Source organism: Micromonospora lupini, assembly GCF_026342015.1.
Classification (GTDB): Bacteria; Actinomycetota; Actinomycetes; order Mycobacteriales; family Micromonosporaceae; genus Micromonospora; species Micromonospora lupini_B.
In genome coordinates this window covers 2,180,378-2,204,268 of sequence record NZ_JAPENL010000001.1, presented here as the reverse complement: position 1 = coordinate 2,204,268, position 23,891 = coordinate 2,180,378, and the positions used below count along the sequence as shown (strand labels likewise).

Sequence of the window (23,891 nt, the reverse complement as noted above, 5' to 3'; positions counted from 1 at the left end):
TATGTCGCGACATGAATTAGACGACTCTGGAGCCCCGGTGTCAAGCGGTGTCGCGCCGTCAGCGTTCGCGGCGGCGGGGGCGGTAGCTGGCGACAGTCGCGGGCAGGCCGCGGCGGATGATGCCGGCCCAGTCGGTGTCGCCCCGAAGCACCGCCGCCGCGGTCTTGCGGGCCTGCTCGACGGTGAAGTGCGGCGGCAGCATCAGCTCGGCCGGGTCGACCAGGGCGTTGATGACGACCGGCCGGTCAGCGGTCAGCGCGCGCTCCCAGACGCCGGGCACCTGCTCGGGCGCGTCGACGAGTTCCCCGTGCAGCCCGAGCACCTCGGCCCACCGGTGGTAGCCGATGTCCGGCAGTTGCTGGCTGTCCGGGAACATCGGCGTGCCCTCGCTGGAGCGCTGTTCCCAGCTGACGAACGCCAGGTCCCGGTTGTTGAGCACCAGCACCACGAACCGCGGGTCGGTCCAGCCGCGCCAGTACTTCGCCACGGTGATCAGCTCGTTGACGCCGTTCATCTGCATGGCCCCGTCGCCGATCATCGCGATCAGGGGCCGGTCCGGGTGGGCGAACTTGGCGCTCAGCGCGTACGGCATGGCGCCGCCCATCGACAGCAGCGTCCCGGAGAGGCTGGCCAGCATCCCGGGCCGGACCTGCACGTGCCGGGCGTACCAGGCGGTCGCGGTGCCACAGTCCACGGCGAGCATCGCGTCGTCGGGGAGCCGGTCGCTGAGCGTGGTGAACAGCAGTTGCGGGTTCACCGGGTCGGCGGTCTGCGCGGCCAGGTCGCGCTGGACGCGCCGCCACGCCGAGGTGGCCTCGGCGATCTCCCCCCGCCAGGCGGTCGGGCCGGGGCCGGGGCCCAGCTCGTCAAGCAGCGCCCGCAGCGTGGGGCGGGCGTCGCCGGTCAGGTTCACCTCGGTCGGGTAGCGCAGCCCGAGCTGGGTGCCGTCCAGGTCGATCTGCACCGCGCGGGCCTGTCCCGGCGGCGGGTAGAACTCCGAGTACGGCATGTTGCTGCCGACGATCAGCAGCCTGTCGCAGCCGCTCATGAGCTGCCAGCTCGGCCGGGTGCCGAGCAGCCCGATGGCACCTGTCACCCAGGGCTCGCGATGGTCGACTGTGGTGAAGCCGAGCAGCGCGGTGGCCACCCCTGCGCCGAGCCGGTGGGCGATCTCGCGGACCTCGGCCTCGGCGCCAAGCGCGCCCTGCCCGACAAGCATGGCCACCCGCTCGCCGCCGCGCAGCACCTCGGCGGCGCGGCGCAGGTCCGCCTGCGGCGGTACGGTCGGCGTGCTGCTCGGCACGTTGCTCGTGTGGTAGTAGCCGTGCGCGTGCGGCGGATCGGGGATGGCCGGCTCGTCCTGCAGGTCCGAGGGGAGCACCAGAGCGGTGACGGTACGCCGGGACAGCGCCGTGCGGCACGCCCGGTCGACGAGGTGGCGGACCTGCGCCGGGTGGTCGAGCTGGGCCAGGAACGCCGCCGCGACGTCCTTGTAGAGGGCGAGGAGGTCGACCTCCTGGTAGTAGCCGCCGCCCTCGGCGGTGACAGCGGTGTGCCCGACCAGGGCGACCACCGGCTGGTGGTCGAGTTTGGCGTCGTACAGGCCGTTGAGCAGGTGGATGGCGCCGGGCCCGCTGGTCACCAGCGCGCACCCAAGCGGCCCGCCGCCGTACTTGACGTGCGCGGAGGCGGCGAAGCCGGCGGTCTCTTCGTGCCGTACCTGGACGAACTGGGCGCGCTCGTTCGTGCGTTGCAGGGCCGAGGTGATGCCGTTGATGCCGTCGCCGGGATAGCCGAAGTAGCGGCGCACGCCCCAGCTCGCCAGGCGGGACACGATGTGGTCCGCGACTGTCGGACGCCGGGGCAGGGCGCCCCCTTCGCCCGGTGCCGTGTGGTCTGCGCTCACCTGGCTGGTCCTTCCCGTCGAGTCCGGTACTGCACCGGTCGTTCCCGTTCCTGACCGGACAAAACACCCCGTCGGGCGGGCGTGGGGGTGAGGGCCGGCCGTCCGGCAGAATCGTCGGGTGCCCGTCCACCAGATCACCGACCCCGACGACGACCGGATCGCCGACTACCGCGCGCTCACGGACGTCGAGCTGCGCACCCGCTGGGAACCTCCGCACGGCCTGTTCATCGCCGAGGGCGAGCTGGTGCTGCGTCGGGCGCTGCGCGCCGGCTACCCGGCCCGGTCGTACCTGGTCGACGCCAAGCGCGTCGACCAGCTCGCCGACCTGGACACCGGCGACGCGCCCGTCTACGCCGCCACCCAGGACGTGCTGCAACGGGCCACCGGTTTCCACGTACACCGGGGGGTGCTGGCGTCGTTCCACCGCCGCTCGCTGCCGACGGCGGCCGAGGTGCTCGCCGCCGCGCGCCGGGTGGTGATCCTGGAGGACGTCAACAACCACACGAACCTCGGCGCGATCTTCCGGGGCGCCGCCGCGCTGGGCATCGACGCCGTGCTGCTGTCGCCGTCCTGCGCCGATCCGCTCTACCGGCGCAGCGTCCGGGTCAGCATGGGCGAGGTCTTCGCGATGCCGTACGCCAAGCTGGAGCGCTGGCCCGCCGGCCTCGACGAGGTGCGGGAGGCGGGCTTCACAGTGCTCGCCATGACGCCGGCGCCGGACGCCGTACCCATTCAGCGGTTGACCCCTGCGCAGCGCGCGCGGGCGGCGTTGCTGCTCGGCGCGGAGGGTCCCGGCCTCACCGCCGCGGCGCAGTCGGCAAGCGACGTGCGGGTGGTCGTCCCGATGCGGCGCGGCGTGGACTCGTTGAACGTCGCCGCCGCCGCGGCGGTGGCGTTCTGGGAACTGGGTCGCGACGATCCGCTTGCATGACCATGCGTCTTGTTGAATAATCTTCCCCGTGTCCAAGGTTCTCACCTCCCTGCCCATCGGCGAACGTGTCGGCATCGCCTTCTCCGGCGGCCTCGACACCTCTGTCGCGGTCGCGTGGATGCGCGACAAGGGTGCCGTCCCCTGCGCCTACACCGCCGACATCGGCCAGTACGACGAGCCCGACATCGGCTCGGTGCCCGGCCGTGCGCTCAGCTACGGCGCCGAGGTCGCCCGGCTGGTCGACTGCCGCGCCGCCCTGGTGGAGGAGGGCCTGGCGGCGCTCACCTGCGGCGCCTTCCACATCCGCACCGGCGGGCGGGCGTACTTCAACACCACCCCGCTGGGCCGCGCCGTGACCGGCACCCTGCTGGTGCGGGCGATGATCTCCGACGACGTCCAGATCTGGGGCGACGGCTCGACCTTCAAGGGCAACGACATCGAGCGGTTCTACCGCTACGGATTGCTGGCCAACCCACAACTGCGCATCTACAAGCCGTGGCTCGACACCGACTTCGTCACCGAGCTGGGTGGTCGTAAGGAGATGTCGGAGTGGCTGCTCGAACGCGGCCTGCCGTATCGGGACAGCACCGAGAAGGCATACTCCACCGACGCCAACATCTGGGGCGCGACCCACGAGGCGAAGACCCTGGAGCACCTCGACACCGGCATCGAGACGGTCAGCCCGATCATGGGAGTCCGGTTCTGGGACCCGTCGGTGGAGATCCCGACCGAGGACGTCACGATCGGCTTCGACCAGGGCCGACCGGTGACGATCAACGGCAAGGAGTTCGGCAGCCCCGTCGACCTGGTGCTGGAGGCCAACGCCATCGGCGGCCGGCACGGCCTGGGCATGTCCGACCAGATCGAGAACCGGATCATCGAGGCCAAGAGCCGGGGCATCTACGAGGCGCCCGGCATGGCGCTGCTGCACGCCGCGTACGAGCGGCTTGTCAACGCCATCCACAACGAGGACACCCTGGCCAACTACCACAGCGAGGGCCGCCGCCTCGGCCGCCTGATGTACGAGGGCCGCTGGCTCGACCCGCAGGCCCTGATGCTGCGCGAGTCGTTGCAGCGCTGGGTCGGCACGGCGGTCACCGGCGAGGTGACGCTGCGGCTGCGCCGGGGCGAGGACTACTCGATCCTGGACACGACCGGCCCCGCGTTCAGCTACCACCCGGACAAGCTGTCGATGGAGCGCACCGAGGATTCGGCGTTCGGCCCGTCCGACCGGATCGGCCAGCTCACCATGCGCAACCTGGACATCGCCGACTCGCGGGCGAAGCTCGAGCAGTACGCCTCCCTCGGCATGGTCGGCGGCGCGGCGCGGCAGCCGATGATCGGCGCCGCGCAGGCGGCCTCGACCGGGTTGATCGGCGCGATGCCCGAGGGTGGCGCGGAGGCCATCGCCTCCCGGGGTGTCGCCTCCGCCGCCGACGAGGCGCTCGACCGCGCCGCCATGGAGTTCGGCGTCGACTGACCGGCCCCGGCACGTCGAGGTCCGGGATCACGGACGGTAGCGTGGCGGCCGTGTTCCCTACCGTCCGTGAGGTCCTCGCCCTGGATCCCGTCCGCCACGGCGCTCCGCGCGTGGTGGCCGGGGACGCCGGGCTGGACCGGCCGGTGCGCTGGGTGCACGTCGCCGAGGTGCCCGACATCGCCACCCTGCTCGGCGGCGGCGAGCTGGTGCTCACCACGGGCATCGGGCTGCCGGCCGACGACGCGGGACTGCGCGCGTTCATCGGCGACCTCGCCGACGTGGGTGTCTCCGGGCTCGTCGTCGAGCTGGGCCGCCGGTACGTCAGCGGCGTGCCCCGGGTGATGGTCGCCGCCGCCGAGCGGCGCGACCTGCCGCTGGTCGAGCTGCGCCGGGCCACCCCGTTCGTGCGGATCACCGAGGCGGTGCACGCGCTGATCGTCGACGCGCAGCTCACCGAGCTGCGGGCCACCGAGGAGATCCACCAGCGGTTCACCGACCTCTCCGTCGAGGGCGCCGACGCGGCCGAGGTGATCCGGCAGGCCGCCGAGCTGTCCGGGTGCCCCGTCGTGCTGGAGAACCTGTCCCGGCAGGTCCTCGGGTACGACCCGGCGGGGGAGAGCGCCGAACTGCTGCTGGACGGCTGGGAGCAGCACTCCCGGCGGATCCGGCCGGCCGGGCGCACCGCGTACGACCCGGACAGCGGCTGGTTGGTGACCGTCGTCGGCGCCCGGGGACAGGACTGGGGGCGGCTGCTGCTGCGCTGGCCGGCCAGCGGGGATGCGCCAAGCGCCCGAGCCGACGAGCCGACAGTCGCCCCGCCCACCCGGCTCACCATCCTCATCGAGCGGGCCGCGTCGACCCTCGCGTTGGGCCGGTTGATCCGCCGCGACGCCGAAGGGCTGGAACGGCAGCTCCACCGCACCCTGCTCACGGCGTTGCTCGACCACTCCCGACCTGTCGACGAGGTGGCGCTGCGGGCCAAGGCGCTCGGCGTGGCGCTGGACCGGCGGCACCTCGTCGGCGTGATGGTTCGCCAGCGGGCCGACGACCCCGCCGGAGAGGGCGGCCCCGAGGCCGGCCAGGCCCGACTGCGGGACCTCTCCGAGGCCGTCGGCCAGGCGCTGCGGGAGGCGAAGCTGACCGCGCTGACAAGCGCGGTCGACGACAACTCGGTGGGCGCGCTGCTGGCGCTCCCCGACCCGGCCGCCGAGGACCGCGCGCTGTCCGCGTTCGCAAGCGCGCTTCGTCGGGTACGCCTCGACGCCGGCACGGGCCGCGCGGCAGCCGGCGACGGCTCCCGGGGTGGTGGCCTCGGCGCGGTGATCGTGGCCGCCGGGTCCGGGGTGAGCAGCCTGCGCGAGGCGCGACGGTCGCTCGTCGAGGCGAGGCAGATCGCCGAGGCGGCCCGGCGGGATCGGCGCGACCTGCCGATCTTCCGACTGCCGCACGTGGGCCTGGCGGGGCTGCTGCACCTGTTGCGCGACGAGCCCCGGCTGCAGACCTTCGTGGAACGCGAACTCGGCCCACTGCTGGAGTACGACGCCCAGCACCCGCGGGAGCGGCTGCTCGACACTCTCCGGGCCTACCTGGAGCAGGGGCGCAACAAGTCCGCAGGCGCAGCCGCCGCTCACCTGTCCCGACCGGCCTTCTACGAACGTCTGGCCCGCATCGCCCGCATCCTCGACGTGGACCTCGACTCGGTGGAGGCAAGCCTCTCCCTGCACGTGGCCCTGCTGGCCCTGGAAGCAGTCCGAACCCCCTGACGCCGGGAGGCTTCTGGCCCGGGCGTAGGGGTTGGGCAGGTGGGTTCGGCACGCTGTCGAGTTGATGCCGTGAACGAATCGCTCGGCTCGGCTCGGCTCGGCTCGGCTCGGCTCGGCTCGGCTCGGCTCGGCTCGGCTCGGCTCGGCTCGGCTCGGCTCGGCCTCGGCCCGGCTCGGCCCGGCTCGGTCCGGCTCGGCCCGGCTCGGTCCGGCTCGGTCCGGCCTCGGCCCGGCTCGGCTCGGCTCGGTCCGGCTCGGCTCGGTCCGGCCTCGGCTCGGCTCGGCTCGGTCCGGCTCGGTCCGGCCTCGGCTCGGCTCGGGTCGGGTCGGGTCGAGCCCGGCCCCGATTCGTCTACGACATCAACTCCAAAGGGGCTGCGGTAGACGTCCCGGGGGCGCGGCGTCGGTGGGGGGCGCGGCGTCGGTGGGGGCGCCGCGTCGGTGGGGCGCGGCGTCGGTGTGGCGCGGCGTCGGTGTGGCGCGGCGTCGGCGGCGCGGCGTCGCAGCGGCGGAGTGTCGGCGGGCCGGGGCGCAGTGGTGCGAGGGCTGGCCCCTGCTGCCTCGCCTCACGAAGAGGCCTTGACCGGGAGGAGGTTGCTGCACTCTCCGGATTAGGTGAGGGCAGCTAGGGCTTTTGCGTAGGTTGGGGGGATGTGGTTGGGGCCGCCGGGAGTGAAGACGTCCGACGTGGCCACCGCGGACCAGGCCGTTTCCGGTACGGCTTCGACCAGGGCCTTGATCACCGGGGCGTCGCGCCACTGGTCCTGCTCGGCGAGGAGGCCGAGAGCCACCACCGACTCCTCGACCTCGCCCACGCACTCGAACGGCTTGTGCCCGTCCACGCCCAGCAGCTCCCGGTAGCCGGGGATCTGCTCCGGGTCGGCGAGCAGGTCGCCGCCGAAGATGTGGGTGACCCGCTCGCGGGGCATGAACGGCGCCATCGCGAGGAAGACGAACCGGCACTTCGGGCAGTCCCGGCACCAGCGGGCGGACGCGTCGCGTAGCTTGAACGCCTGGTTGCAGCTCGTCACCACGTCGTCGTACCGGGTGAACTCGGCGAACAGTCGGGCGATGTGCAGCTCGGACAGCGAGCGCAGCAGCGAGAAGTACGGCTCGGTGAGGCCGGCGTGCTCGGCAAGCGCCCCCCGCAGCAGTCCCTCGGCCTCGACGCCCTTGGACCACTGGTGGTTGATCTCGTGGCCGTTCCAGACCAGGTTCGGGTCGGACGCGGAGCGCTCGTTGGACATCACCACCGGGCCGAGCCCGTGCAGCACCGCCGTCGCCACCGCGATCAGCGAGTTGATGGCGGTGACCGGGATGTGCCCGTTCAGCGCGCCCGCCGCGTTCAGGTCGAACAGCACCGGGTCGATGCGCCGCCGGGCGGCCAACGGGGTGAGCCCGGACGCCTCGTTTACCGAGACGATCACGTGGTTCGGGTTGACCGAGAACGGCACCGGGTCCAGCTCGGCGCGGCGCAGCGCCTCCAAGCTCACGATCGAGTCCTTGCCGCCGCCGACCGCCGAGAGGGGGCGACGGTCCGAGTCGTCGTGGACGCGCGGCGACTCCGGTGAGCCGGCCGGCACCTCCGGACGCAACGCGAGCACGTGCGGCAACTGGTTGCGGTACGCGTACTCCGCGAGGCCCTTGGTGTAGACGGCCGTGACGTAGTCGACTGTGGCCGCGCCCAGCGGCGCCGGCAGCACCAGTCGGGGCGGCGCGGCGACCTTGTAGTAGCTGACCCCGGCGACGAGGTGCAGCACCTCCAGCACCCGGCTCAGGGTGGCCACCGTCTCGTCCGACGGCGGCTGCGCCGGCAACGGGAGGGTGATCACCTCGCTGAACCGTTGCTCACCTGCCGGACCGGTGAGCGCGTAGTCGAACAACACCTCGCCGGTGGCGAAGTCGATCGAGTAGGACGGGAAGGTGAAGGCGTCCATCCGCCGGAGCTGCTCGTTGGGCACACGCCATACTAGGCCCTGGTTCGTCCGGCCGTGTCCGGACCGGGCCCCCGCCCTGCCGCCGCCGCGACCCCGAGGAGAGCCCAGTGCGCCTGTCTGACCTGCGCGGACGTACAGTCGCCGTCTGGGGGACCGGCCGGGAGGGCCGGGCCGCTGTGACGGCGATCGCCGCGCACGGCCCCGCCGAGCTGGTCGCCGTCGACGACAGCGCCAACTTCCTGTCCCTGCCCTGGGACGGCCCGCTGGCCGAGGCGGCCCCGCTGGTCACCGGCGAGGCGGGCTTCGCCCGGCTGGCCGCCGCCGACGTGGTGGTCCGCTCGCCAGGCGTACCGCAGACCCACCCCTGGCTTGTCGAGCTGCGCCGACGCGGCGTGCCCGTCACCCAGGGCACCGCGCTGTGGATGGCGGACCACGCCGCGCGGACCGTCGGGGTCACCGGCAGCAAGGGCAAGAGCACCACCTCCAGCCTGATCAGCCACCTGCTCACCGCGATGGGCCGCCCGAACGTCTTCGGCGGCAACATCGGCGTGCCCACCCTCGACCTGCCCGAGGCGGAGCTGTACGTGCTGGAGCTGTCCAGCTACCAGTGCAGCGACCTCACCGACTCGCCCCGGGTGGCAGTGGTCACCGCCCTCTTCCCCGAGCACCTGGACGCGCACGGCGGCGAGCGGGAGTACTACCGCGACAAGCTCAACCTGCTCGCCCACGACCCGCAGACGATAGTTGTCAACGGCGCCGACCCCCGGCTCGCCGCCGAGTTGGGGGAGCTGCCTGCCGTCCGCGCCGGCCGCCCCGACACCACACACGTCGCCACCGGCGCGGACGGCACGCAGTGGTTCCACCTCGGTGACCGGCCGCTCTTCCCGCGTGCCGTGCTTCCGCTGGTCGGCCGGCACAACGAGGGCAACCTGTGCGTGGCCCTGGCCGTGCTCGACGCGCTCGGCATCGACGTGGTGGCCGCCAAGGACCACCTCGCCGTCGCGGTCGCCGAGTTCCAGGGGCTGGCCCACCGGCTCACCGAGATCACCGACCCGTCCGGGTTGACCTTCGTCGACGACACCCTGGCCACCAGCCCGTACGCGGCCATGCACGCCATCGACGCGTACGAGGGGCGGCCGTTGACGGTGATCGTCGGCGGCAACGACCGAGGGCTTGACTACACGCCGCTGGCCGAGCACCTCGCCGAGCGGGAGTTGACAGTGATCGGCATCCCGGACAGCGGCGCCCGCATCGTGGCGGCGCTCGACGGCCTGCCCAAGGTGCGTACGGAGCTTGTCGACGACCTGATGGACGCGGTCCGGCTGTCCCGGGAGGTGACCCCGGCCGGTGGGGTGGTGCTGCTGTCCCCGGCCGCCCCGAGCTACGGCCGGTTCCGCAACTTCGAGCACCGCTCCGAGGTCTTCGCCCAGGCCGTCGCCGACACCGCCGGCTGACCCGGCTCGGGAGACACCCTCCGGTGACCCGGGTCAGCGGAGGTCGTGCAGGGCGCGCATCGAGCGGATGGCCGAGCGGATCTCCTGGAGGTAGCGCCCCGGCGTGAGCGTCTGCTCGGGCAGCACCGCGAGGTCGGCAAGCGTCGGGTCCACCCCGACGGTCTCGATGGCGGACCCGTACGGCACGGCCAGGGTGCGCAGCGCGTCGCAGTGCTGGAACGGCACGTAGATCGGCGCGGTCGCCATCAACACCTCGTCGCCCGGCGCGAGCCGGACGTGCTCGGCCCAGAACCGTTGCGTGTCGGCCGTGTGGGCACGCCGCCGGTGCGGTTCGCTGGACGGCGCGGCCAGCACGCGTACCGCGGGCAGGCCCGCAGGCCGGTAGGTCCGCGACGACCAGGAGTGGTGGGGGTGGCCGGCGTCGACGCCTGCCTGCTCGCTCGGGGCGGTCACCCCGAAGACCTGGCGGACCGCCGTGTCCAGCACGTCCACCTCGGTCTCGTCCGGCGGCAGGCAGGCGTCGGCGAGTGTGGCGCGTTCCCACTCGGACAGTTGTCGGAAGCTGCCCAGCACCGCGACCTCGCCGGTCACCCGCAGGCCGGTACGCAGTAGGTGCGCGGCGTACGCGACGCGACGCACGCAGGCGTGCGCCAGGCCGCCCAGCACGACCAGATGGGCGTACGTCGGACGGGCCGGCGGCGTGGCCCGCACCATGCCGAGCGTGGCGGCCGCGTCGAGGACCAACCTGGCCGTGGGCGCGTCGAAGGTCGGCTCCCGGGCGTCCGGGCGTTCTCGCCCCTGCCGGAAGTCCCAGTGCCGGGCGGAGAAGTCGTCGAGGAACCGGAGCACCTCGGCGAGGTCGCCGGCCGGCCAGTGACCGCCGAAGTGCCGGACCAGGCCACGGAGCGGGGTGGAGTCGACCCAGGCCCGGATGTCCGCCGTGATCTGGTCGGCGACCGTCCCGGTCGACGGGGCCGCGTCCGCGCTCTGCACCTGCCGGATGCTACCGCCCCGGCTCGGCGGGGCCGGCGATTGTGGGAGGCGTCTACCCTGGCGGCACCGGCGGATGGGAGACGTTCGATGGCCCGTGACATGGCCCCTGACATGCCCCGGGACGTGCCCCGCCGACGGCTGCGGGGGCGCGGCGGCGCGTCCGACGGCTTCGCCCGTCTGGTGGCACACACCGACCCGGTGGCGCTGGTCGGCATCACGCTGTCGATCAGCCTCAGCGTCATTCTCGACCTCACCAACGCCGCCTCCGGGGTGGAGTCGCTGCTGGCCGGCCTGATGGGCATCACGATCTCGCTGCTGGTGGACTCGCTGGCCCGCGCGGAACGCCGGTTTCACCTGCGGACGTTGCTGGACGGCCCACCGTGGCTCGTGCACACCACCACGGAGCTGGCCGGGGCGATGCGGGAGGCGGCCGAGCAGCACGCGGGCACCCGTGTCGCGGCGGAGGCGCAGCGGCGCTACGAACAGTTCCGGCTGGAGGCCGAGCAGCTCGCGCAGGGGCGGATCATCCGGCGCGGCGACGAGGACGAGGACCTGGTCGGCGCGACCCGCGGCTGCGTGCACCGGCTGGACGCGTTGACAAACGTGATGCCCCGGGTGAGCGGGGAGCTGAGCTGGTGGCGCAGCGAGATCGGCCGGCGCTACTGGGAGGCGAACCTCGCGGCCCTGCAACGGGGTGTCCGGATCACCCGGGTCTTCGTCTACGCCACGCTCACCGACGAGCTGTCCGCCCTGGTGCAGCGGCAGCGCGCGGCCGGGGCGCGGGTGGGGCTGCTGCCCTTCGGTGTGGTCAGTCCACAGCTCCTCGTCAACCTGACTGTCTGGGACGGGTCGAGCTGCTGGGAGGCGCGGATGACCGCACACGGCGAGATCGGCGAGAACCAGTTCTCGGTCAACCGGACGGACGTCGAGCGCCTCACCCGCGTGTTCGACGTCTGCGTGAACGCCGCGACCTTCCAGGACTGACGGCGGAGACGGGGAGCCATGACGTGGAGTGCTGTCCTGCTGGTGACGGCCGTGGTCTGGGCGGTCAGCGTGATCCGCTCGGTCCGGCTCCGGGCGCTCGTCTACAGCCTGCCGTTGCCGATGACGCTGGCCCTGGTCAGCACCCCCTACGGAGTGGGCGGCGCGCAGGTGCTCGGCGTGCTCGGGCTCAACCTCTTCTTCGTCACCGTGGCGGTCACCCACCACCGGCTGCGGTGGCCGATCCTGCTCGCCGACGCCGCGGGGATCGGTGTGTACGTGGCGCTGAGCGCCGGCCTGCTTGCCGTCGACATCCCGTTCGAGGCGGCCCTCGCCGGCACGCTCGTGCTCTGGGTGGCGGCCATGCTGCTGCTGCGCCGTCGCGCCCGCCCCGGTGCCGGCCCGGGCACCGCACCCGCCGAGGCCCCCGCCGTCGCCGAGACGCGTACGGACGGGCTGCCCGCCCTGCTCAAGCTGGTGGTGATCTTCGTCGGGGCGATCCTCACCGCGCTGCTCGGCGCGGTGTTGCGCGGCATGGTGGTGACGTTTCCGTACTCCGGGGTGCTGGTCGCCGTCGAGGCTCGCCGGCAGCTGTTCGAGTTCAGCGGGCACTTCGCCCGCAACAGCCTCGCGCTCGTCGGCTTCCTCACCGCGTACCACTACGTTCAGGACGCCTCGTCGGCCGTCGCACTGGGCGCCGGATGGGTGGCCTTCGCGGTGGTCGCCGCCGCCCTGCACCTGCCGCTGCGCCGCCGTGGTGCCGCCCGGGCCGACCCATCGAGACGCGCGTCGACACCTCTGCGGCCGGCGGCCGAGCCACCCACCCCTACCGGCCTGCCCTGACGAGGTCGGCGATCTCGGTGAGCGGTTCGGCGTACGCGGGCCAGTCGAGGCCGTCGACGCTGAGCGTGGGGCGGCGGCGAATCCCGTCCACCGCGCCCGCCGAGACGATCGCGGCCAACAGGTCGGACGACCAGGCGGGCGCCAGCAGCGTCCGAAGCGCGGGCACCTCGGGGCGCAGCAGCGACAGCGCGCCGACGAGGGCGGCGGCGGCCCAGTTGGAGGTGCCGCCGACGAGCAGCGCGTCCGCGCCCACGACGCACCGGATCCGCTCGCCCGAGGCGACCACCCGACCGATCAGGTCCGCCGGCAGGCGGCCCATGCCGAGTTCGTTGCCGCCGTCGCCGATGCCGATCCGGTACGCCGACCCGACGGTGTAGAGCCGGTCCAGCGGTGCCGTGTGCGCGCCGATGTCCTCGCCGCGCATGTTGTGGGGTCGACCGTCCACTCCGGGCCCGACCCGTTCGCACGCGATGAGGTGCGTCAGCCGGCCGTAGCGGGGCAGGAGCGCGGCGGCCCACTCCTCGTACCCCCGCAGTGGCGCGACGTCGACCGGCAGGCCCGGCGCGGCGGCGGCGACGGCCGCCTCGACCACCGGTGCGCAGGGCTGGTCGGTGACGAGCCGGCACCTCCCACCGAGCAGGCACAGCGCGGCGGCGATCTGGACCGCGCCGAGCGGACCGTCGGTCTCCGCGGCCGGTGGCTCGGCGCCCGGGATGAAGAAGCCGGTGAACACCGCGGCGTCCGGCGCGGCGGCGGCGAGCGACCGGGCGGCGGCCAGCAGTCCGCCGGCAGCCGGCCGGGCCAGTGCCTCGCTGCCCCGGCCCACCTCGCGCGCGGCGACGCGTTCCAACGCGGCGATGGTCTCGTCGATACGCACCGCGTGCCTCCCCGGCGACAGTGGACGGACCCAGGGTAGGAGGCCCGGGCCAGGCCCCTGAGCGCGTTCTTCCGGACCCTGCCGACCTCGGCGGCCCAGGCGGTCGCGTTCGGCTGCCCTCCGGGTGATGCAGGCGATCATGCGTCCGTTAGTGATCAGGATACGGATCTTCCACCTCCCTCATCCGCCGGACCAGTCCCTGCCGCCGCAGGTGCTGATGCAGCGCAACGAGTCCTCGTGGTTGCGAGCCCGGAGGGCTGGTCGCGTTGCCTGTGGGTCAGGGGCTACGCGGGCGGCTACGGTCGGCCTTTCGCCAGTTGGGCATCGCGGTACCGGGGCTGGTGAACCAGGTGGTCCTTCAACAGTGGTTCCAGGCGGGGGGCACCGCCGGCCAACTCGTGCAGGACCGCCCAAGCCCTCTGACCCCCGGCCCGCTGGGCCGTCGCGACCGACCCGACGAATGCGGCGTGGCAGGGGCGACAATCGCCTCGACGAACCCCGGCTCCGCACCCCCTGCCCGACATCCCGCAGTCGCGCCTGACCGATTTCCATCATCGCGGTGCGGCGCAGGCCCACCCGCCCCGAGGTGCCCGCTCCCGCCCGCTCCCGCCCGCGCCCGCCCGCGCCGCCCGCGCCGCGACCAAGATCCGCGCAACTTCAGTGAAACTGCTGCCTCCCGGCGCGCTGAGGCCGCAACTTCAGTGAAGTTGCGCGGATCTTGGGGCGCGGGGCGGGCGGCGCGGGTGCGCGTGGGGCGCGGGGCGCGGGGGGCGCGCGGGCCGCGGGGCGTGGCGCGGGGCGTGGCGGATCTTGGGGTGCGGGGGCGCGGCGGGGCGCGGGGCGCGGGGGTGCGGGGCGTGGCGTGGCGCGGCGTGGCGGGGCGCGGGGGGCGCGGGGGGCGCGTGGTGGGGCGCGGGGGTGCGCGGGTCAGGGGGTGGGGAAGAGGCGGGCGTGCAGGGCGGCTGGGTCGGTCACCTCGGATAGGCCGCGGGCGGCTAGCCAGGCTGCGGCGGCGGCTCCGTCGCCGGCGGTGCGCACGGGAGCGGTCGGCCAGTGTCGTGCGATCTCGGCACGGACCGCAGTGGCCAGCGGGGTGTCCGCGGTGAGCAGCCCGCCGCCGAGCACGACGGGCGTCGTCGCCCCGGCGGGGCGGATCCGGCCGACGCTCCCGGCGAGGTGGGCGGCGGCCTCGGCGATCAGCGCGGTGGCGACCGGTTCGCCGTCGGTCGCGGCGGTGACGACAAGTGGTGCCAGCCGGGCCAGCTCAATCGGCGGTTTGCGGGTGACCGCCTGGATCGTGGCGTCCACGGTGTCGCGGGGGCGGGGGGCCACGTCGGCGCTGCCCAGCAGGTCGGTGAGCACCGCCGTGCCCAGCGTGCCCGGCGCGTGGCCGGCGTCCAGGTCGGCGAGGAGCCGGCGGACCGCCTCGCGACCGAGCCAGAAGCCCGAGCCGGCGTCGCCGAGCAGCCAGCCGTGGCCGTCGGCGATCCGGTCGAGTCGCAGGTCGGTGACCTGTGCGGTGATCGCGCCGGTGCCGGCGATGAGCACCGTCCCGTCGGGCTCGGCGGTGCCGGAGGCGTAGGCGACCAGGGCGTCGCCGTGCACGGCGTACGGGCAGCGCAGGCCGGCGTCGTGCCAGGCCCGGTCGAAGGCGGCCCGCCCGGCGGGGTCGGCGAGGAGCCGGGGTGCGCCGGCCAGCCCGATGGTGCCGGCGGCCACCCGGGTCGGGTCGACGTCGGCGAGCGCTTCGCGGAGCGCGGTCAACAGTTCGGCGGCGGCCCGTTCGGCGCCGTGGCTGGTGGGGTTGCCACCGCCGGCTCGGCCGGTGCCGAGGCGTTCGCCGGCGAGGGTCAGGGCGGTCGCCCGGGTGGACGTACCCCCGACGTCGAGACCGACCACGACGGTGTCGGACATCGGCACGGGCCTCCTTGCGCTGCGCGGTGCTGGGCCTGTTCATGCTGGTCGGCGCGGCCGCGCGGGGCAACCTCGGGCGAGCGCGGGAGCCTGTGCAGCAGGTAACAGTTTGAAAACTTCGCCCACAGTCTTGACACAGAGGGCCGTTCAGTAAGAACTTTTACCACTAACAGTTAACAGTCTTTTCGGAAAGGTGAGGCGACCCATGGTTGATCACGAGGTGGACACCGCCGCGGTGACCGCGGTGGTCGACGCCCACGTGACCGACCGGAGGAACTCACCGTCCGACGGGGTGCTGGCCCGGGTGCGCAACGGGCTCGGCGAGCTGACCGGCGCGCTGCGCCGCGTCGCCGAGCACGTCCTCAGCGACCCCGAGGCCGCCGCACGCGCCACAATCGTGGAGCTGGCCGAGCGCAGCGGCACCTCACCGGCCACCATCACCCGCTTCTGCCGGGCGATGGGCTTCGAGGGGTACGCCGACCTGCGGCTGGGCATCGCCGCCGAGACCGGCCGGGCCCGCTCGGCCGGCTGGACAGTCGACATCGGCCGCGAGATCCAGCCGAACGACCCCCTCGCGCGGGTCCTCGACCAGATCATGGCCGCCGACACCCGGGCGATGCACGACACCGCCACGCTGCTCGACCTGGGCGAGGTGGAACGCGCCGCGGTGGCGATCGCCGGGGCCAACCGGGTGAACATCTTCGGCGCCAGCGGCAGCGCCCTGGTCGGCGAGGAGATGCAGTTCAGCCTGCACCGCATCGGGGTGGCCGCCTGGGCCTGGAGCGACGTGCACGAGGGGCTGGCCAGCGCCGCGCTGCTCGGCGTCGGCGACGTCGCGCTCGGCATCTCGCACACCGGCCAGACCCGGGAGACCATCGAGATGCTCGCGGAGGCGGGCAGCCGGGGCGCCACGACCCTCGCCCTCACCGGTTTTCCCCGCTCACCGCTTGCCGAACTGGCCGACATCGTGCTGCTCACCGCCAGCCAGGCCACCACCTTCCGGCCGGACGCGCTCTCCGCCCGCCACCCGCAACTGGTGGTCCTCGACCTGCTCTACATCGCCGTCGCCCAGCGCACCCACGACCGCGCCCACGCGGCCTTCCGGCGTACCGCGCAGGCCGTCGACGGGCACAAGGCCGCGAAAGGGGTCGTCTCATGATCAGCGCCCAGGGGTACGCGGACGCCGTCCGCCCGGTGCTCGACCGCCTGCTCGACTCGGAGGCCGACGGGATCACCCGGGCCGCCGACCTGATCGCCGACAGCCTGCGCGCCGGCGGCGTGCTCCAGGCGTTCGGCGCCGGGCACTCCGAGGCGTTCGCCGCCGAACTTGTCGCCCGCGCCGGTGGGCTGGTCCCCACCAACCGGCTCTCGGTACGGGATCTGGTGGTGCACGGCGACGCCCCGCGCGGCGTGCTCGCCGACCCCAAGCTGGAACGCGATCCCTCCATCGCCCACCAGATCTACGCGCTCGCGGCGCCCCAGTCGCGCGACGTGTTCGTGGTGGCGTCCCAGTCCGGCATCAACGGCTCGGTGGTCGAGCTGGCGGCGCTGGTCACCGAGCGCGGTCACCCGTTGATCGCGGTCACCTCGGTCGAGCACACCGCACGGGTGGCGCCACGGCACCCGTCCGGTCAACGGCTCGCCGACCTCGCCGACGTCGTGCTGGACAACGGCGCGCCGTACGGTGACGCACTGCTGCCGCTCGAGGGCGGCGGCGCGGTCTGTGCGGTCTCCTCGGTCACCACGGCGCTGCTGGCGCAGTTGCTGACCGCCGAGGTCGTACGACGGTTCCACCAGGCCGGGGAGGTACCCCCTATCTACCTCTCCGCCAACGTCCCCGGCGGGGACGAGCACAACATCGCCCTCGAGTCGCGGTACGCCGGGCGTCTCCGGCGCACCGCCTGACCCGAAATTCCACAAGGAGAGACGACGATGTCGATTACCCCCGAGCACCCGGCCGCACTCGACCGGCGCACGGTGCTGCGTCGCGCCGCCGCCGTGGGCATGCTCGCCACCCCGGCCATCGGCCTGCTCAGCGCCTGCGCCACGAGCAGCGGCGGTGACAAGGAGAACGAGAAGGCCGCCGAAGGCACCAAGAGCGCGAAGAACCCGCTGGGCGTCAAGGAGGACGCGCCCATCGAGGTGATCATCTTCAACGGCGGCTACGGCGAGAAGTACGCCACCGACGTGCACGAGCCGCTGTACAAGACGGCGTTCCCCAAGGCGGAGATCAAGCACCAGTCCACGCAGGCCGTCTCCACCGTCCTGCAGCCGCGGTTCGCGTCCGGCAACCCGCCGGAGTTCGTGAACAACTCGGGCGAGAAGCTGATGGACTTCGGCGCGCTGGTCGCCGACGGTCAGCTCCAGGACCTCACCGAGCTGTGGGACGCCCCGTCGGTCGACGACCCGGCCAAGAAGGTCCGCGACACCGTGGTGCCGGGCACCGTCGAGGCGGGCTCGTTCAACGGCAAGCCGTACGTGCTGTACTACGTCTCCACTGTCTTCGGCATCTGGTACTCGGCCAAGCTGTTCAAGGACAACAACTGGGCGCCGGCGAAGACCTGGGACGAGTTCATCGCCCTGCTCACCTCCATCAAGGCCAAGGGCATCACCCCGTACGGCTACGCCGGGGCGAACGCGGCCTACTACCAGTGGAACGTGATCCTCACCCAGGCCGCCAAGATCGGTGGCGTGGACGTACTGAAGAACATCGACAACCTGGAGGACGGCGCCTGGAAGCAGGACGCGGTCAAGCAGGCGGCCACGGCGTGGGCCGAGGTCGGCGCGAAGTTCAGCGACAAGAGCTTCGAGGGGCTCAAGCACACCGACGTGCAGCTGCGGCAGAACCAGTACAAGGTGGCCCTGTACCCCAGCGGTGACTGGCTGGAGGGCGAGCAGAAGCAGGACACCCCGGCCGGCTTCGACTACCAGCTCATGCCGGTGCCGAGCCTCACCGCGTCGGACAAGCTCCCGGTCACGGCGCTGCGGGCCACCGCGGGCGAGGGCTACTTCGTCTCGGCGAAGAGCAAGAACCCCAAGGGCGGCCTGGAGTACATGCGCCAGATGCTCTCCAAGGCGGGCGCGAAGGGCTTCACCGAGGTGGTCAAGGCCCCTACCGTGGTCACCGCCGGCTCGGAGGGCTTCGCCTTCCCGCCCGGTGTGGCCAGCTCGCAGGCCGCGCTCAAGGCGGCCGGGCAGGACGTGTTCAACCTGTACTTCGACGGCTGGTACAAGGAGCTCGACACGGAGGCGCGCAGCGCCACCAACGAGCTGATGTTCGGCCGGATCAACGCGGACGCCTTCGTGGAGCGGATCCAGAAGCGCGCCGACGCGATCAAGAAGGACAGCTCGGTCGCCAAGTTCAAGCGCTGATCGATCGGAGCTAGGGTCATGCGGCACGGCAAGTATCCATTCGTGGTCGGGTTCCTGTTCGCCCCGGTCGCGCTGTACGTGACATTCGTGATCTGGCCGTACGCGCAGGCGTTCCAGATCTCGATGACCAACTGGCGAGGGCTCTCCGCCCCGCAGTGGGTGGGCTTCGACAACTACCGGAGGCTGCTCGACGACGGCGCCTTCTGGAAGGCGGTCCAGCACCACGGCGTACTGCTGCTTGCCCTGCCGCTGATCACCATCGCCATCGCGTTGTTCTTCGCCTTCCTGCTCAACGTGGGTGGCAAGAGCAGTGGCGGTCAACGCCAGGGGGTCTGGGGGGCGAAGTTCTACCGGGTGGTGTTCTTCTTCCCCCAGGTCCTGGCGGTGGCGATCATCGCGGTGCTGTTCCAGATGGTCTACCGGCCGAACGAGTCGGGTCTGATCAACGGCGTGCTGATGAAGCTCGGCCTGGATCCGATCCTCTTCCTGGTCGAGCCGAACCTGGCCCTCTGGTCGATCCTCGCGGTGCTGGTCTGGCAGGCCGTCGGCTTCTACGTGGTGCTCTTCTCGGCCGGGATGGCCTCCATCCCGGGCGAGATCTACGAGGCCGCGGAGATGGACGGGGCGAGCAGGGTGACGCTGTTCTTCCGGGTCACCCTGCCGCTGCTCTGGGACACGCTCCAGGTCGCGTGGGTGTATCTGGGCATCGCGGCGTTCGACGCGTTCGCCATCGTGGCGGTGCTCTCGGTGGACGGTGGCGGCCCGGACGGCGCCACCACAGTGCTGGCCATGGAGATCTACCGCAACGCGTTCGTCTACTCGAAGTACGGTTACGCCTCGGCGATGGGCGTGGCGCTGTTCTTCCTCACCCTCACGTTCGCGGCGCTGACGCTGCGGCTCACCAAGCGGGAAAGCGTGGAGTACTGATGAACCCGCAGTCGACGCTGCCGCCGACGCCGGCGGCCCTACCGCCGAAGACCGGCGAGGAGTCCGCGCCCGGCGGCCGGCGCGGCAAGGACCCCCGTTCCGAGGTACGGCTCTTCGCCGGCCTGGGGCACGTCGCGCTCGCCGTGTGGGCGGTGATCGTGATCGTGCCGATCCTCTGGACCTTCCTCGCCGCGTTCAAGAACACCAGCGAGATCTTCAGCAGCCCGTGGACTCTCCCGGCGGAGCTGCGGTGGGAGAACTTCGGCCGGGCGTGGACCAAGGCGCACGTCGGCAGGTACTTCCTCAACAGCGTCTTCGTGGTCGCGTGCAGCACCTTCGGTACCATGCTGCTCGGCTCGATGGCGGCGTACGTGCTGGCCCGCTACCGGTTCTGGGGCAACCGGGCGATCTACTACCTCTTCGTCTCGGGGTTGGCGTTCCCGGTCTTCCTGGCCCTGGTGCCGCTCTTCTTCGTGGTGAAGCAGTTGGGCATGCTTGACACCTACCAGGGCGTGATCCTGGTCTACATCGCGTACTCGCTGCCGTTCACGATCTTCTTCCTGGCCGCGTTCTTCAAGACGCTGCCCAGCTCGGTGGCCGAGGCCGGGTTGATCGACGGCTGCGGGCACACCCGGCTGTTCTTCCAGGTCATGATGCCGATGGCGAAGCCGGGCCTGATCAGCGTGGCGATCTTCAACATCATCGGGCAGTGGGCCCAGTACCAGCTCCCGCTGGTGCTGCTCTCCAACGCCAAGGACAAGTGGGTGCTCACCCAGGGCATCGCCGACATCTCGGTGAACGCCGGCTACGAGGCGGACTGGTCCGGGCTGTTCGCCGCGCTGACCATCGCCATCCTCCCGATGATCATCGTGTACGCGGTCTTCCAACGTCAGATCCAGGCCGGCCTCACCTCCGGCGCCGTCAAGTAGGGGCTCACCTCTGGCGCTCGTCCGCGTGGGCGTGCCACGAGCGCCAGAGCGCCGCGTACGCCCCGCCGGCCGCGACGAGGTCGTCGTGGCTGCCGATCTCGGTGATCCGGCCGTCGGCCAGGACGGCCACCCGGTCGGCGTCGTGCGCGGTGTTGAGCCGGTGCGCGATGGCGATGACTGTCCGCCCGACGAGCACGGCGGCCAGGGCCCGCTCGGTCCGTCGGGCGGTGCTCGGGTCGAGCGCCGCGGTCGCCTCGTCCAGGATCAGCGTGTGCGGGTCGGCGAGCACCAGCCGAGCCAACGCCAGTTGCTGGGCCTCGGCCGCGCCGAGCTGCCGGGCGCCGTCGCCGAGCGCCGTGGCCAGACCGTCGGCCAGCTCCTCGTACCAGTCGGCGCCCACCGTGGCCAGCGCGGCGCGCATCTGCTCGTCCGAGGCGTCCGGCGCGGCGAACGCGAGGTTGTCGCGCACCGAGCCGATGAACACGTGGTGCTCCTGGGTGACCAGGGCGATCCGCCGCCGACGTTCGGCCGGGTCCAGGTCGGTGACCGGGCAGCCGCCGATGCTGACGACGCCCTGCCGAGGCGCGTCGATGCCGGCCAGCAGCCGGGCCAGGGTCGACTTGCCGGCGCCCGACGGGCCGACGACCGCCAGCCGTTCACCGGGCTGCACCTCCAGGTCGATGCCGTGCAGCACGTCGTGCCCGTCGGCGTACGAGAACCGCGCCTCGCGGACGACGAGCCGCTCGCCCCGCGAGGTGGCCGTGGCGCCGGGCGGCTCCGGGGGAACCAGGCCGACGCCGAGCACCCGGGCGTACGACGCGAACCCGCGCTGCGCCTGCTCCGTCCACTGCAACAGCCGGTCCATCGGGTCGACTGCCTGCTGGAGGTAGAGCGCGGCGGCGACCACCGCGCCGAGCGAGACCCGGTCGGCGGTGAGCAGGTAGCCGCCGACGAGCAGGACCATGGCGATGGGCAGCGGGTAGCTGGCCTCCACGGCCGAGAAGAACACCGTACGCAGCGCGAGGGTCGCCCGCCGGGCCTGCCACACGCTTGTGACGCGGGCGGTGCCGTGCCGGATCCGGTCGTCGGCCAGCCGCAGCGCCTCGACAGTTCGGGCGCCCTCGGCGGTGGTGGTCAGGGTCTCGGTCAACTCGGCCGCCGCGGCGCCCTCGGTGAGGTACGCGGAGCTGGCCCGACGCAGGTACCACCGGGTCACCGCCACGATCGACGGAAGCCCGGCCAGCGCCGCGAGCCCGAGCAGCGGATGCAGCAGGAACACCGCCCCGAACAGCAACGTCAACTGCACCGAGGCGATGACGATGACGGGCACCACGTCCCGCACCGTGGTCCCGACGGTAGCCACGTCGACCGAGCTGCGGGTCGCCAGGTCGCCGGAGCCGGCGCGCTCGACGACCGAGACGGGCAGCCCGAGCGTGCGGCTGACGAACTGCTCGCGCAGCTCGGCGACGGCCCGTTCGGCGAAGCGGTGACCGGCGTACTGGGCGTAGCGGGAGAGCAGCGCGCTGACCAGGACGCAGCCGGCGATCGCGAGTGCCAGCCGGTCCACTGTTGCCACGTCGGTACCTGCGGTGACCCGGTCGACGATGGTGCCCAGCAGCCAGGGTGGGGCCAGTCCGGCGAGCGCGGCGGCGCTGTGCAGCGCCAACACGACGCCGACCGCCCGGCGATGCCGGCTGATCATGACGCGCAGGGCGCGGCGTACGGCGCGGCGGTCCGCGACAGGCAGCCGGGTCACCGGTACGCCTCCTCGGCGTCGGCGGGCCGCTCGGCCACCGGATCGTCGCCGCCGCGGGCCACCAGGTGCCGGTAGCCCGGGACGTATTCGAGCAGGCCCTCGTGGGTGCCGGTGGCGGTGATCCGGCCCCCGCTCAGGAGCGCGACGGCGTCGGCGCGGCCGAGCAGCAGCGGCGACGTGGCGAGCACCACTGTGGTCCGCCCGGCACGGGCGGTCCGCAGCCGCTCGGCGATCCGCGCCTCGGTGTGCGCGTCCACGGCCGAGGTCGGGTCCAGGAGGATCAGCACCTCCGGTTCGGCGAGCAGCGCCCGGGCCAGGCGTACCCGTTGGCGTTGACCGCCGGAGAGGGTCCGGGCCCGGGCGTCCAGCGGGGTGTCCAGCCCGGCCGGGAGGGCGTCGACGATGTCGTCGGCCGACGCGGTCCGCAGGGCGGCGCGGAGACGTTCGTCGTCGACTCCGGGGCGCAGGACGTCGCGCAGCGCTCCGGCGAAGAGGTACGAGTCGTGGTCGGCGACCAGGATCCGGGCGCGGACCTCGTCCAGGGCGACCCCGGTCAGCGGTACGCCGCCCCAGGTGGTGTCGCTGACGACGTACCGGCCCAGCCGGTCGGCAAGTGCCACGGCCGCCGCCGGGTCGTCGGCGGCCACCGCGGTGAGCTGGCCGGCGCGGACGGTCAGCCCGGTCACCGGGTCGTGCAGGTCGGCGGGACCGCTCGGCGCGGCCACCGCGTCCGGGTGCCGCGCGTCGGGGACGACGGCGCCCGGCCATCGGCGACCCGGCCCGCCGACATCGTCCGGGGTGAGCCGGAGCAGGTCGGCGATGCGCCGGGCGGCGACCCGACCCCGGATGAGCTGGTGGCTGCCCTCCATGAGGAACCAGACCGGCACGATCAGGCTCGCGACGTAGCCGTAGACGGCGACGAGTTCACCGACGCTGACGGCGCCGCTGACCGCCATCCGGGCCGTCAACCAGACCACCACCGCCAGGAACAGCCCGGGAATGGCGACTGTCGCCGCGTCGATCCAGCTGACGACCGCGCCGACGCGGTAACCCTCGGCGCGCAGGTCCTGGGATCGGGCCGCGTACCGTCGGGCGAAGAGGTCCCGCCCGCCCACCCCGGCGAGCACGCGCAGCCCGGCCACGATGTCGCCGGACCGGGCGGTGAGCGCGCCCTGCTGCCTCCGGTAGATCGACTCCGCCCGTTCCAGTCGGCGCAGCAGCGGCCCGACGACAAGCGCGACCGCAGGCACCCCCGCCAGCACGCAGAGCGCGAGCAGCGGCGAGATCGACCAGAGCACCACGGCGATGACCCCGCAGGCGACGATCGCGCCGACCCCCGGCCCGGTCAGGGTGAGCACCTGCGCCGTCCAGTCGATGTCGGAACCGCCCACGGTGGCCACCTCACCGGCGGCGGAACCGCGCGGCAGCGCCGCGCCGACCCGGGACAGCTGGCGCAGCAGCACCTCCGCCGAGCGGGCCTTGGCGTCCTCGCGGATGAAGGTCATCGTCCGGTGTCGCATGATGCCCAGGTACGACAGAGCCACCCCCGCCACGACGACCGCCGCGACCCACAGGGCCAGGGCGCGGGTGTCGCGGGCGTGCAGGCCGTCGTCGACGGCGTGGGCGATCAGGTAGGGCTGGGCCGAGAGTCCCGTCATCCAGGCCATGCTGAACAGGCTGCCGCGCAGCACCCGCCAGGGCTGACACCGGACCAGCCACCACAGGTACCGCATCGGACCGCGGGTGTCGGGGGTGCCGGGGTCGGCGTGCGGGATCTGGGGAGGCACCTGGTCACGCTACCGAGCGCCGGGCCGACCCACCGACCCGT

Annotated in this window: 18 protein-coding genes; 11 read left to right on the top strand and 7 right to left on the bottom strand. The window is 72.9% G+C overall.

Annotation, left to right across the window (positions count from 1 at the left end; genetic code table 11):
- Window positions 1-58 precede the first annotated feature (58 nt).
- A complete protein-coding gene (locus OOJ91_RS09570; protein ID WP_266244276.1) occupies window positions 59-1,906 on the bottom strand; it encodes a thiamine pyrophosphate-requiring protein in 1,848 nt (615 codons plus the stop codon).
- 118 nt (window positions 1,907-2,024) lie between these two features.
- Here OOJ91_RS09570 and OOJ91_RS09565 point away from each other — a divergent pair, with 118 nt between their 5' ends.
- Genes OOJ91_RS09565 through OOJ91_RS09555 form a run of 3 tightly spaced genes read left to right on the top strand, consistent with a single transcriptional unit; the run spans window position 2,025 to window position 6,080 of the window.
- The gene (locus OOJ91_RS09565) at window positions 2,025-2,837 is read left to right on the top strand and encodes a TrmH family RNA methyltransferase (RefSeq protein WP_323178432.1); all 813 of its coding nucleotides are present in this window, start codon (window positions 2,025-2,027) and stop codon (window positions 2,835-2,837) included.
- A gap of 28 nt (window positions 2,838-2,865) precedes the next feature.
- Window positions 2,866-4,317, top strand: a complete 1,452-nt coding sequence (gene argG / locus OOJ91_RS09560) for an argininosuccinate synthase (RefSeq protein ID WP_266244275.1) — start codon at window positions 2,866-2,868, stop codon at window positions 4,315-4,317.
- A 41-nt stretch (window positions 4,318-4,358) separates the two neighbouring features.
- Window positions 4,359-6,080: a PucR family transcriptional regulator gene (locus OOJ91_RS09555; RefSeq protein ID WP_266244274.1), complete on the top strand. Its 1,722-nt coding sequence runs from the start codon at window positions 4,359-4,361 to the stop codon at window positions 6,078-6,080.
- A gap of 611 nt (window positions 6,081-6,691) precedes the next feature.
- On the opposite strand, the gene OOJ91_RS09550 is transcribed toward OOJ91_RS09555, so the two are convergent.
- A complete protein-coding gene (locus OOJ91_RS09550; RefSeq protein WP_266244273.1) occupies window positions 6,692-8,041 on the bottom strand; it encodes a hypothetical protein in 1,350 nt (449 codons plus the stop codon).
- Window positions 8,042-8,124: 83 nt separating this feature from the next.
- Here OOJ91_RS09550 and murD point away from each other — a divergent pair, with 83 nt between their 5' ends.
- Window positions 8,125-9,471: a UDP-N-acetylmuramoyl-L-alanine--D-glutamate ligase gene (gene murD, locus OOJ91_RS09545; protein ID WP_266244272.1), complete on the top strand. Its 1,347-nt coding sequence runs from the start codon at window positions 8,125-8,127 to the stop codon at window positions 9,469-9,471.
- A gap of 33 nt (window positions 9,472-9,504) precedes the next feature.
- On the opposite strand, the gene OOJ91_RS09540 is transcribed toward murD, so the two are convergent.
- Window positions 9,505-10,464 (bottom strand): hypothetical protein, encoded by a 960-nt coding sequence (locus OOJ91_RS09540; protein ID WP_266244271.1) that lies wholly within the window; start codon window positions 10,462-10,464, stop codon window positions 9,505-9,507.
- Window positions 10,465-10,551: 87 nt separating this feature from the next.
- Between OOJ91_RS09540 and OOJ91_RS09535 the strand changes: the two genes are divergently transcribed.
- A complete protein-coding gene (locus OOJ91_RS09535; RefSeq protein ID WP_266244270.1) occupies window positions 10,552-11,448 on the top strand; it encodes a hypothetical protein in 897 nt (298 codons plus the stop codon).
- Window positions 11,449-11,466: 18 nt separating this feature from the next.
- Window positions 11,467-12,288 (top strand): hypothetical protein, encoded by an 822-nt coding sequence (locus tag OOJ91_RS09530; RefSeq protein ID WP_266244269.1) that lies wholly within the window; start codon window positions 11,467-11,469, stop codon window positions 12,286-12,288.
- On the opposite strand, the gene OOJ91_RS09525 is transcribed toward OOJ91_RS09530, so the two are convergent.
- Together OOJ91_RS09525 and OOJ91_RS09520 are read right to left on the bottom strand one after the other, a co-directional pair.
- Window positions 12,272-13,165, bottom strand: coding sequence for a glutamate cyclase domain-containing protein (locus OOJ91_RS09525; protein WP_266244268.1), 894 nt, complete (start codon window positions 13,163-13,165; stop codon window positions 12,272-12,274). The genes OOJ91_RS09530 and OOJ91_RS09525 overlap by 17 nt on opposite strands.
- Before the next feature lie 927 nt (window positions 13,166-14,092).
- On the bottom strand, window positions 14,093-15,079 hold the full coding sequence (locus tag OOJ91_RS09520) for an N-acetylglucosamine kinase (protein ID WP_266244267.1): 987 nt from the start codon (window positions 15,077-15,079) through the stop codon (window positions 14,093-14,095).
- Window positions 15,080-15,284: 205 nt separating this feature from the next.
- On the opposite strand from OOJ91_RS09520, the gene OOJ91_RS09515 reads away from it, so the two are divergent.
- From OOJ91_RS09515 to OOJ91_RS09495, 5 genes are read left to right on the top strand one after another with little or no spacing between them, the layout of a single operon-like run.
- Window positions 15,285-16,238 (top strand): MurR/RpiR family transcriptional regulator, encoded by a 954-nt coding sequence (locus OOJ91_RS09515; RefSeq protein ID WP_266244266.1) that lies wholly within the window; start codon window positions 15,285-15,287, stop codon window positions 16,236-16,238.
- Window positions 16,235-16,984 carry an SIS domain-containing protein gene (locus OOJ91_RS09510; RefSeq protein ID WP_266244265.1) on the top strand — a complete coding sequence of 250 codons (750 nt, stop codon included), beginning with the start codon at window positions 16,235-16,237 and terminating at the stop codon, window positions 16,982-16,984. Before OOJ91_RS09515 ends, OOJ91_RS09510 begins: the two co-directional genes overlap by 4 nt.
- Before the next feature lie 27 nt (window positions 16,985-17,011).
- Window positions 17,012-18,451: an N-acetylglucosamine/diacetylchitobiose ABC transporter substrate-binding protein gene (ngcE, locus tag OOJ91_RS09505; RefSeq protein ID WP_266244264.1), complete on the top strand. Its 1,440-nt coding sequence runs from the start codon at window positions 17,012-17,014 to the stop codon at window positions 18,449-18,451.
- A gap of 18 nt (window positions 18,452-18,469) precedes the next feature.
- Window positions 18,470-19,378 carry a carbohydrate ABC transporter permease gene (locus OOJ91_RS09500; protein WP_266244263.1) on the top strand — a complete coding sequence of 303 codons (909 nt, stop codon included), beginning with the start codon at window positions 18,470-18,472 and terminating at the stop codon, window positions 19,376-19,378.
- Window positions 19,378-20,307 (top strand): carbohydrate ABC transporter permease, encoded by a 930-nt coding sequence (locus OOJ91_RS09495; RefSeq protein ID WP_266244262.1) that lies wholly within the window; start codon window positions 19,378-19,380, stop codon window positions 20,305-20,307. The genes OOJ91_RS09500 and OOJ91_RS09495 overlap by 1 nt, the downstream gene beginning before the upstream one ends.
- Window positions 20,308-20,311: 4 nt before the next feature.
- On the opposite strand, the gene OOJ91_RS09490 is transcribed toward OOJ91_RS09495, so the two are convergent.
- Together OOJ91_RS09490 and OOJ91_RS09485 are read right to left on the bottom strand one after the other, a co-directional pair.
- Window positions 20,312-22,009, bottom strand: a complete 1,698-nt coding sequence (locus OOJ91_RS09490; protein WP_266245336.1) for an ABC transporter ATP-binding protein — start codon at window positions 22,007-22,009, stop codon at window positions 20,312-20,314.
- A gap of 50 nt (window positions 22,010-22,059) precedes the next feature.
- A complete protein-coding gene (locus OOJ91_RS09485; protein ID WP_439117057.1) occupies window positions 22,060-23,796 on the bottom strand; it encodes an ABC transporter ATP-binding protein in 1,737 nt (578 codons plus the stop codon).
- Window positions 23,797-23,891: the final 95 nt, after the last annotated feature.

Excerpts from the sequence above, each read along its gene's own strand:
- OOJ91_RS09535 (WP_266244270.1), top strand. The coding sequence starts at position 10,552 with ATGGCCCGTGACATGGCCCCTGACATGCCCCGGGACGTGCCCCGCCGA.
- OOJ91_RS09530 (WP_266244269.1), top strand. The coding sequence starts at position 11,467 with ATGACGTGGAGTGCTGTCCTGCTGGTGACGGCCGTGGTCTGGGCGGTC.
- OOJ91_RS09520 (WP_266244267.1), bottom strand. The coding sequence starts at position 15,079 with ATGTCCGACACCGTCGTGGTCGGTCTCGACGTCGGGGGTACGTCCACC.
- OOJ91_RS09515 (WP_266244266.1), top strand. The coding sequence starts at position 15,285 with ATGGTTGATCACGAGGTGGACACCGCCGCGGTGACCGCGGTGGTCGAC.
- OOJ91_RS09510 (WP_266244265.1), top strand. The coding sequence starts at position 16,235 with ATGATCAGCGCCCAGGGGTACGCGGACGCCGTCCGCCCGGTGCTCGAC.
- ngcE (WP_266244264.1), top strand. The coding sequence starts at position 17,012 with ATGTCGATTACCCCCGAGCACCCGGCCGCACTCGACCGGCGCACGGTG.
- OOJ91_RS09500 (WP_266244263.1), top strand. The coding sequence starts at position 18,470 with ATGCGGCACGGCAAGTATCCATTCGTGGTCGGGTTCCTGTTCGCCCCG.
- OOJ91_RS09495 (WP_266244262.1), top strand. The coding sequence starts at position 19,378 with ATGAACCCGCAGTCGACGCTGCCGCCGACGCCGGCGGCCCTACCGCCG.
- OOJ91_RS09490 (WP_266245336.1), bottom strand. The coding sequence starts at position 22,009 with ATGATCAGCCGGCATCGCCGGGCGGTCGGCGTCGTGTTGGCGCTGCAC.
- OOJ91_RS09485 (WP_439117057.1), bottom strand. The coding sequence starts at position 23,796 with ATGCGGTACCTGTGGTGGCTGGTCCGGTGTCAGCCCTGGCGGGTGCTG.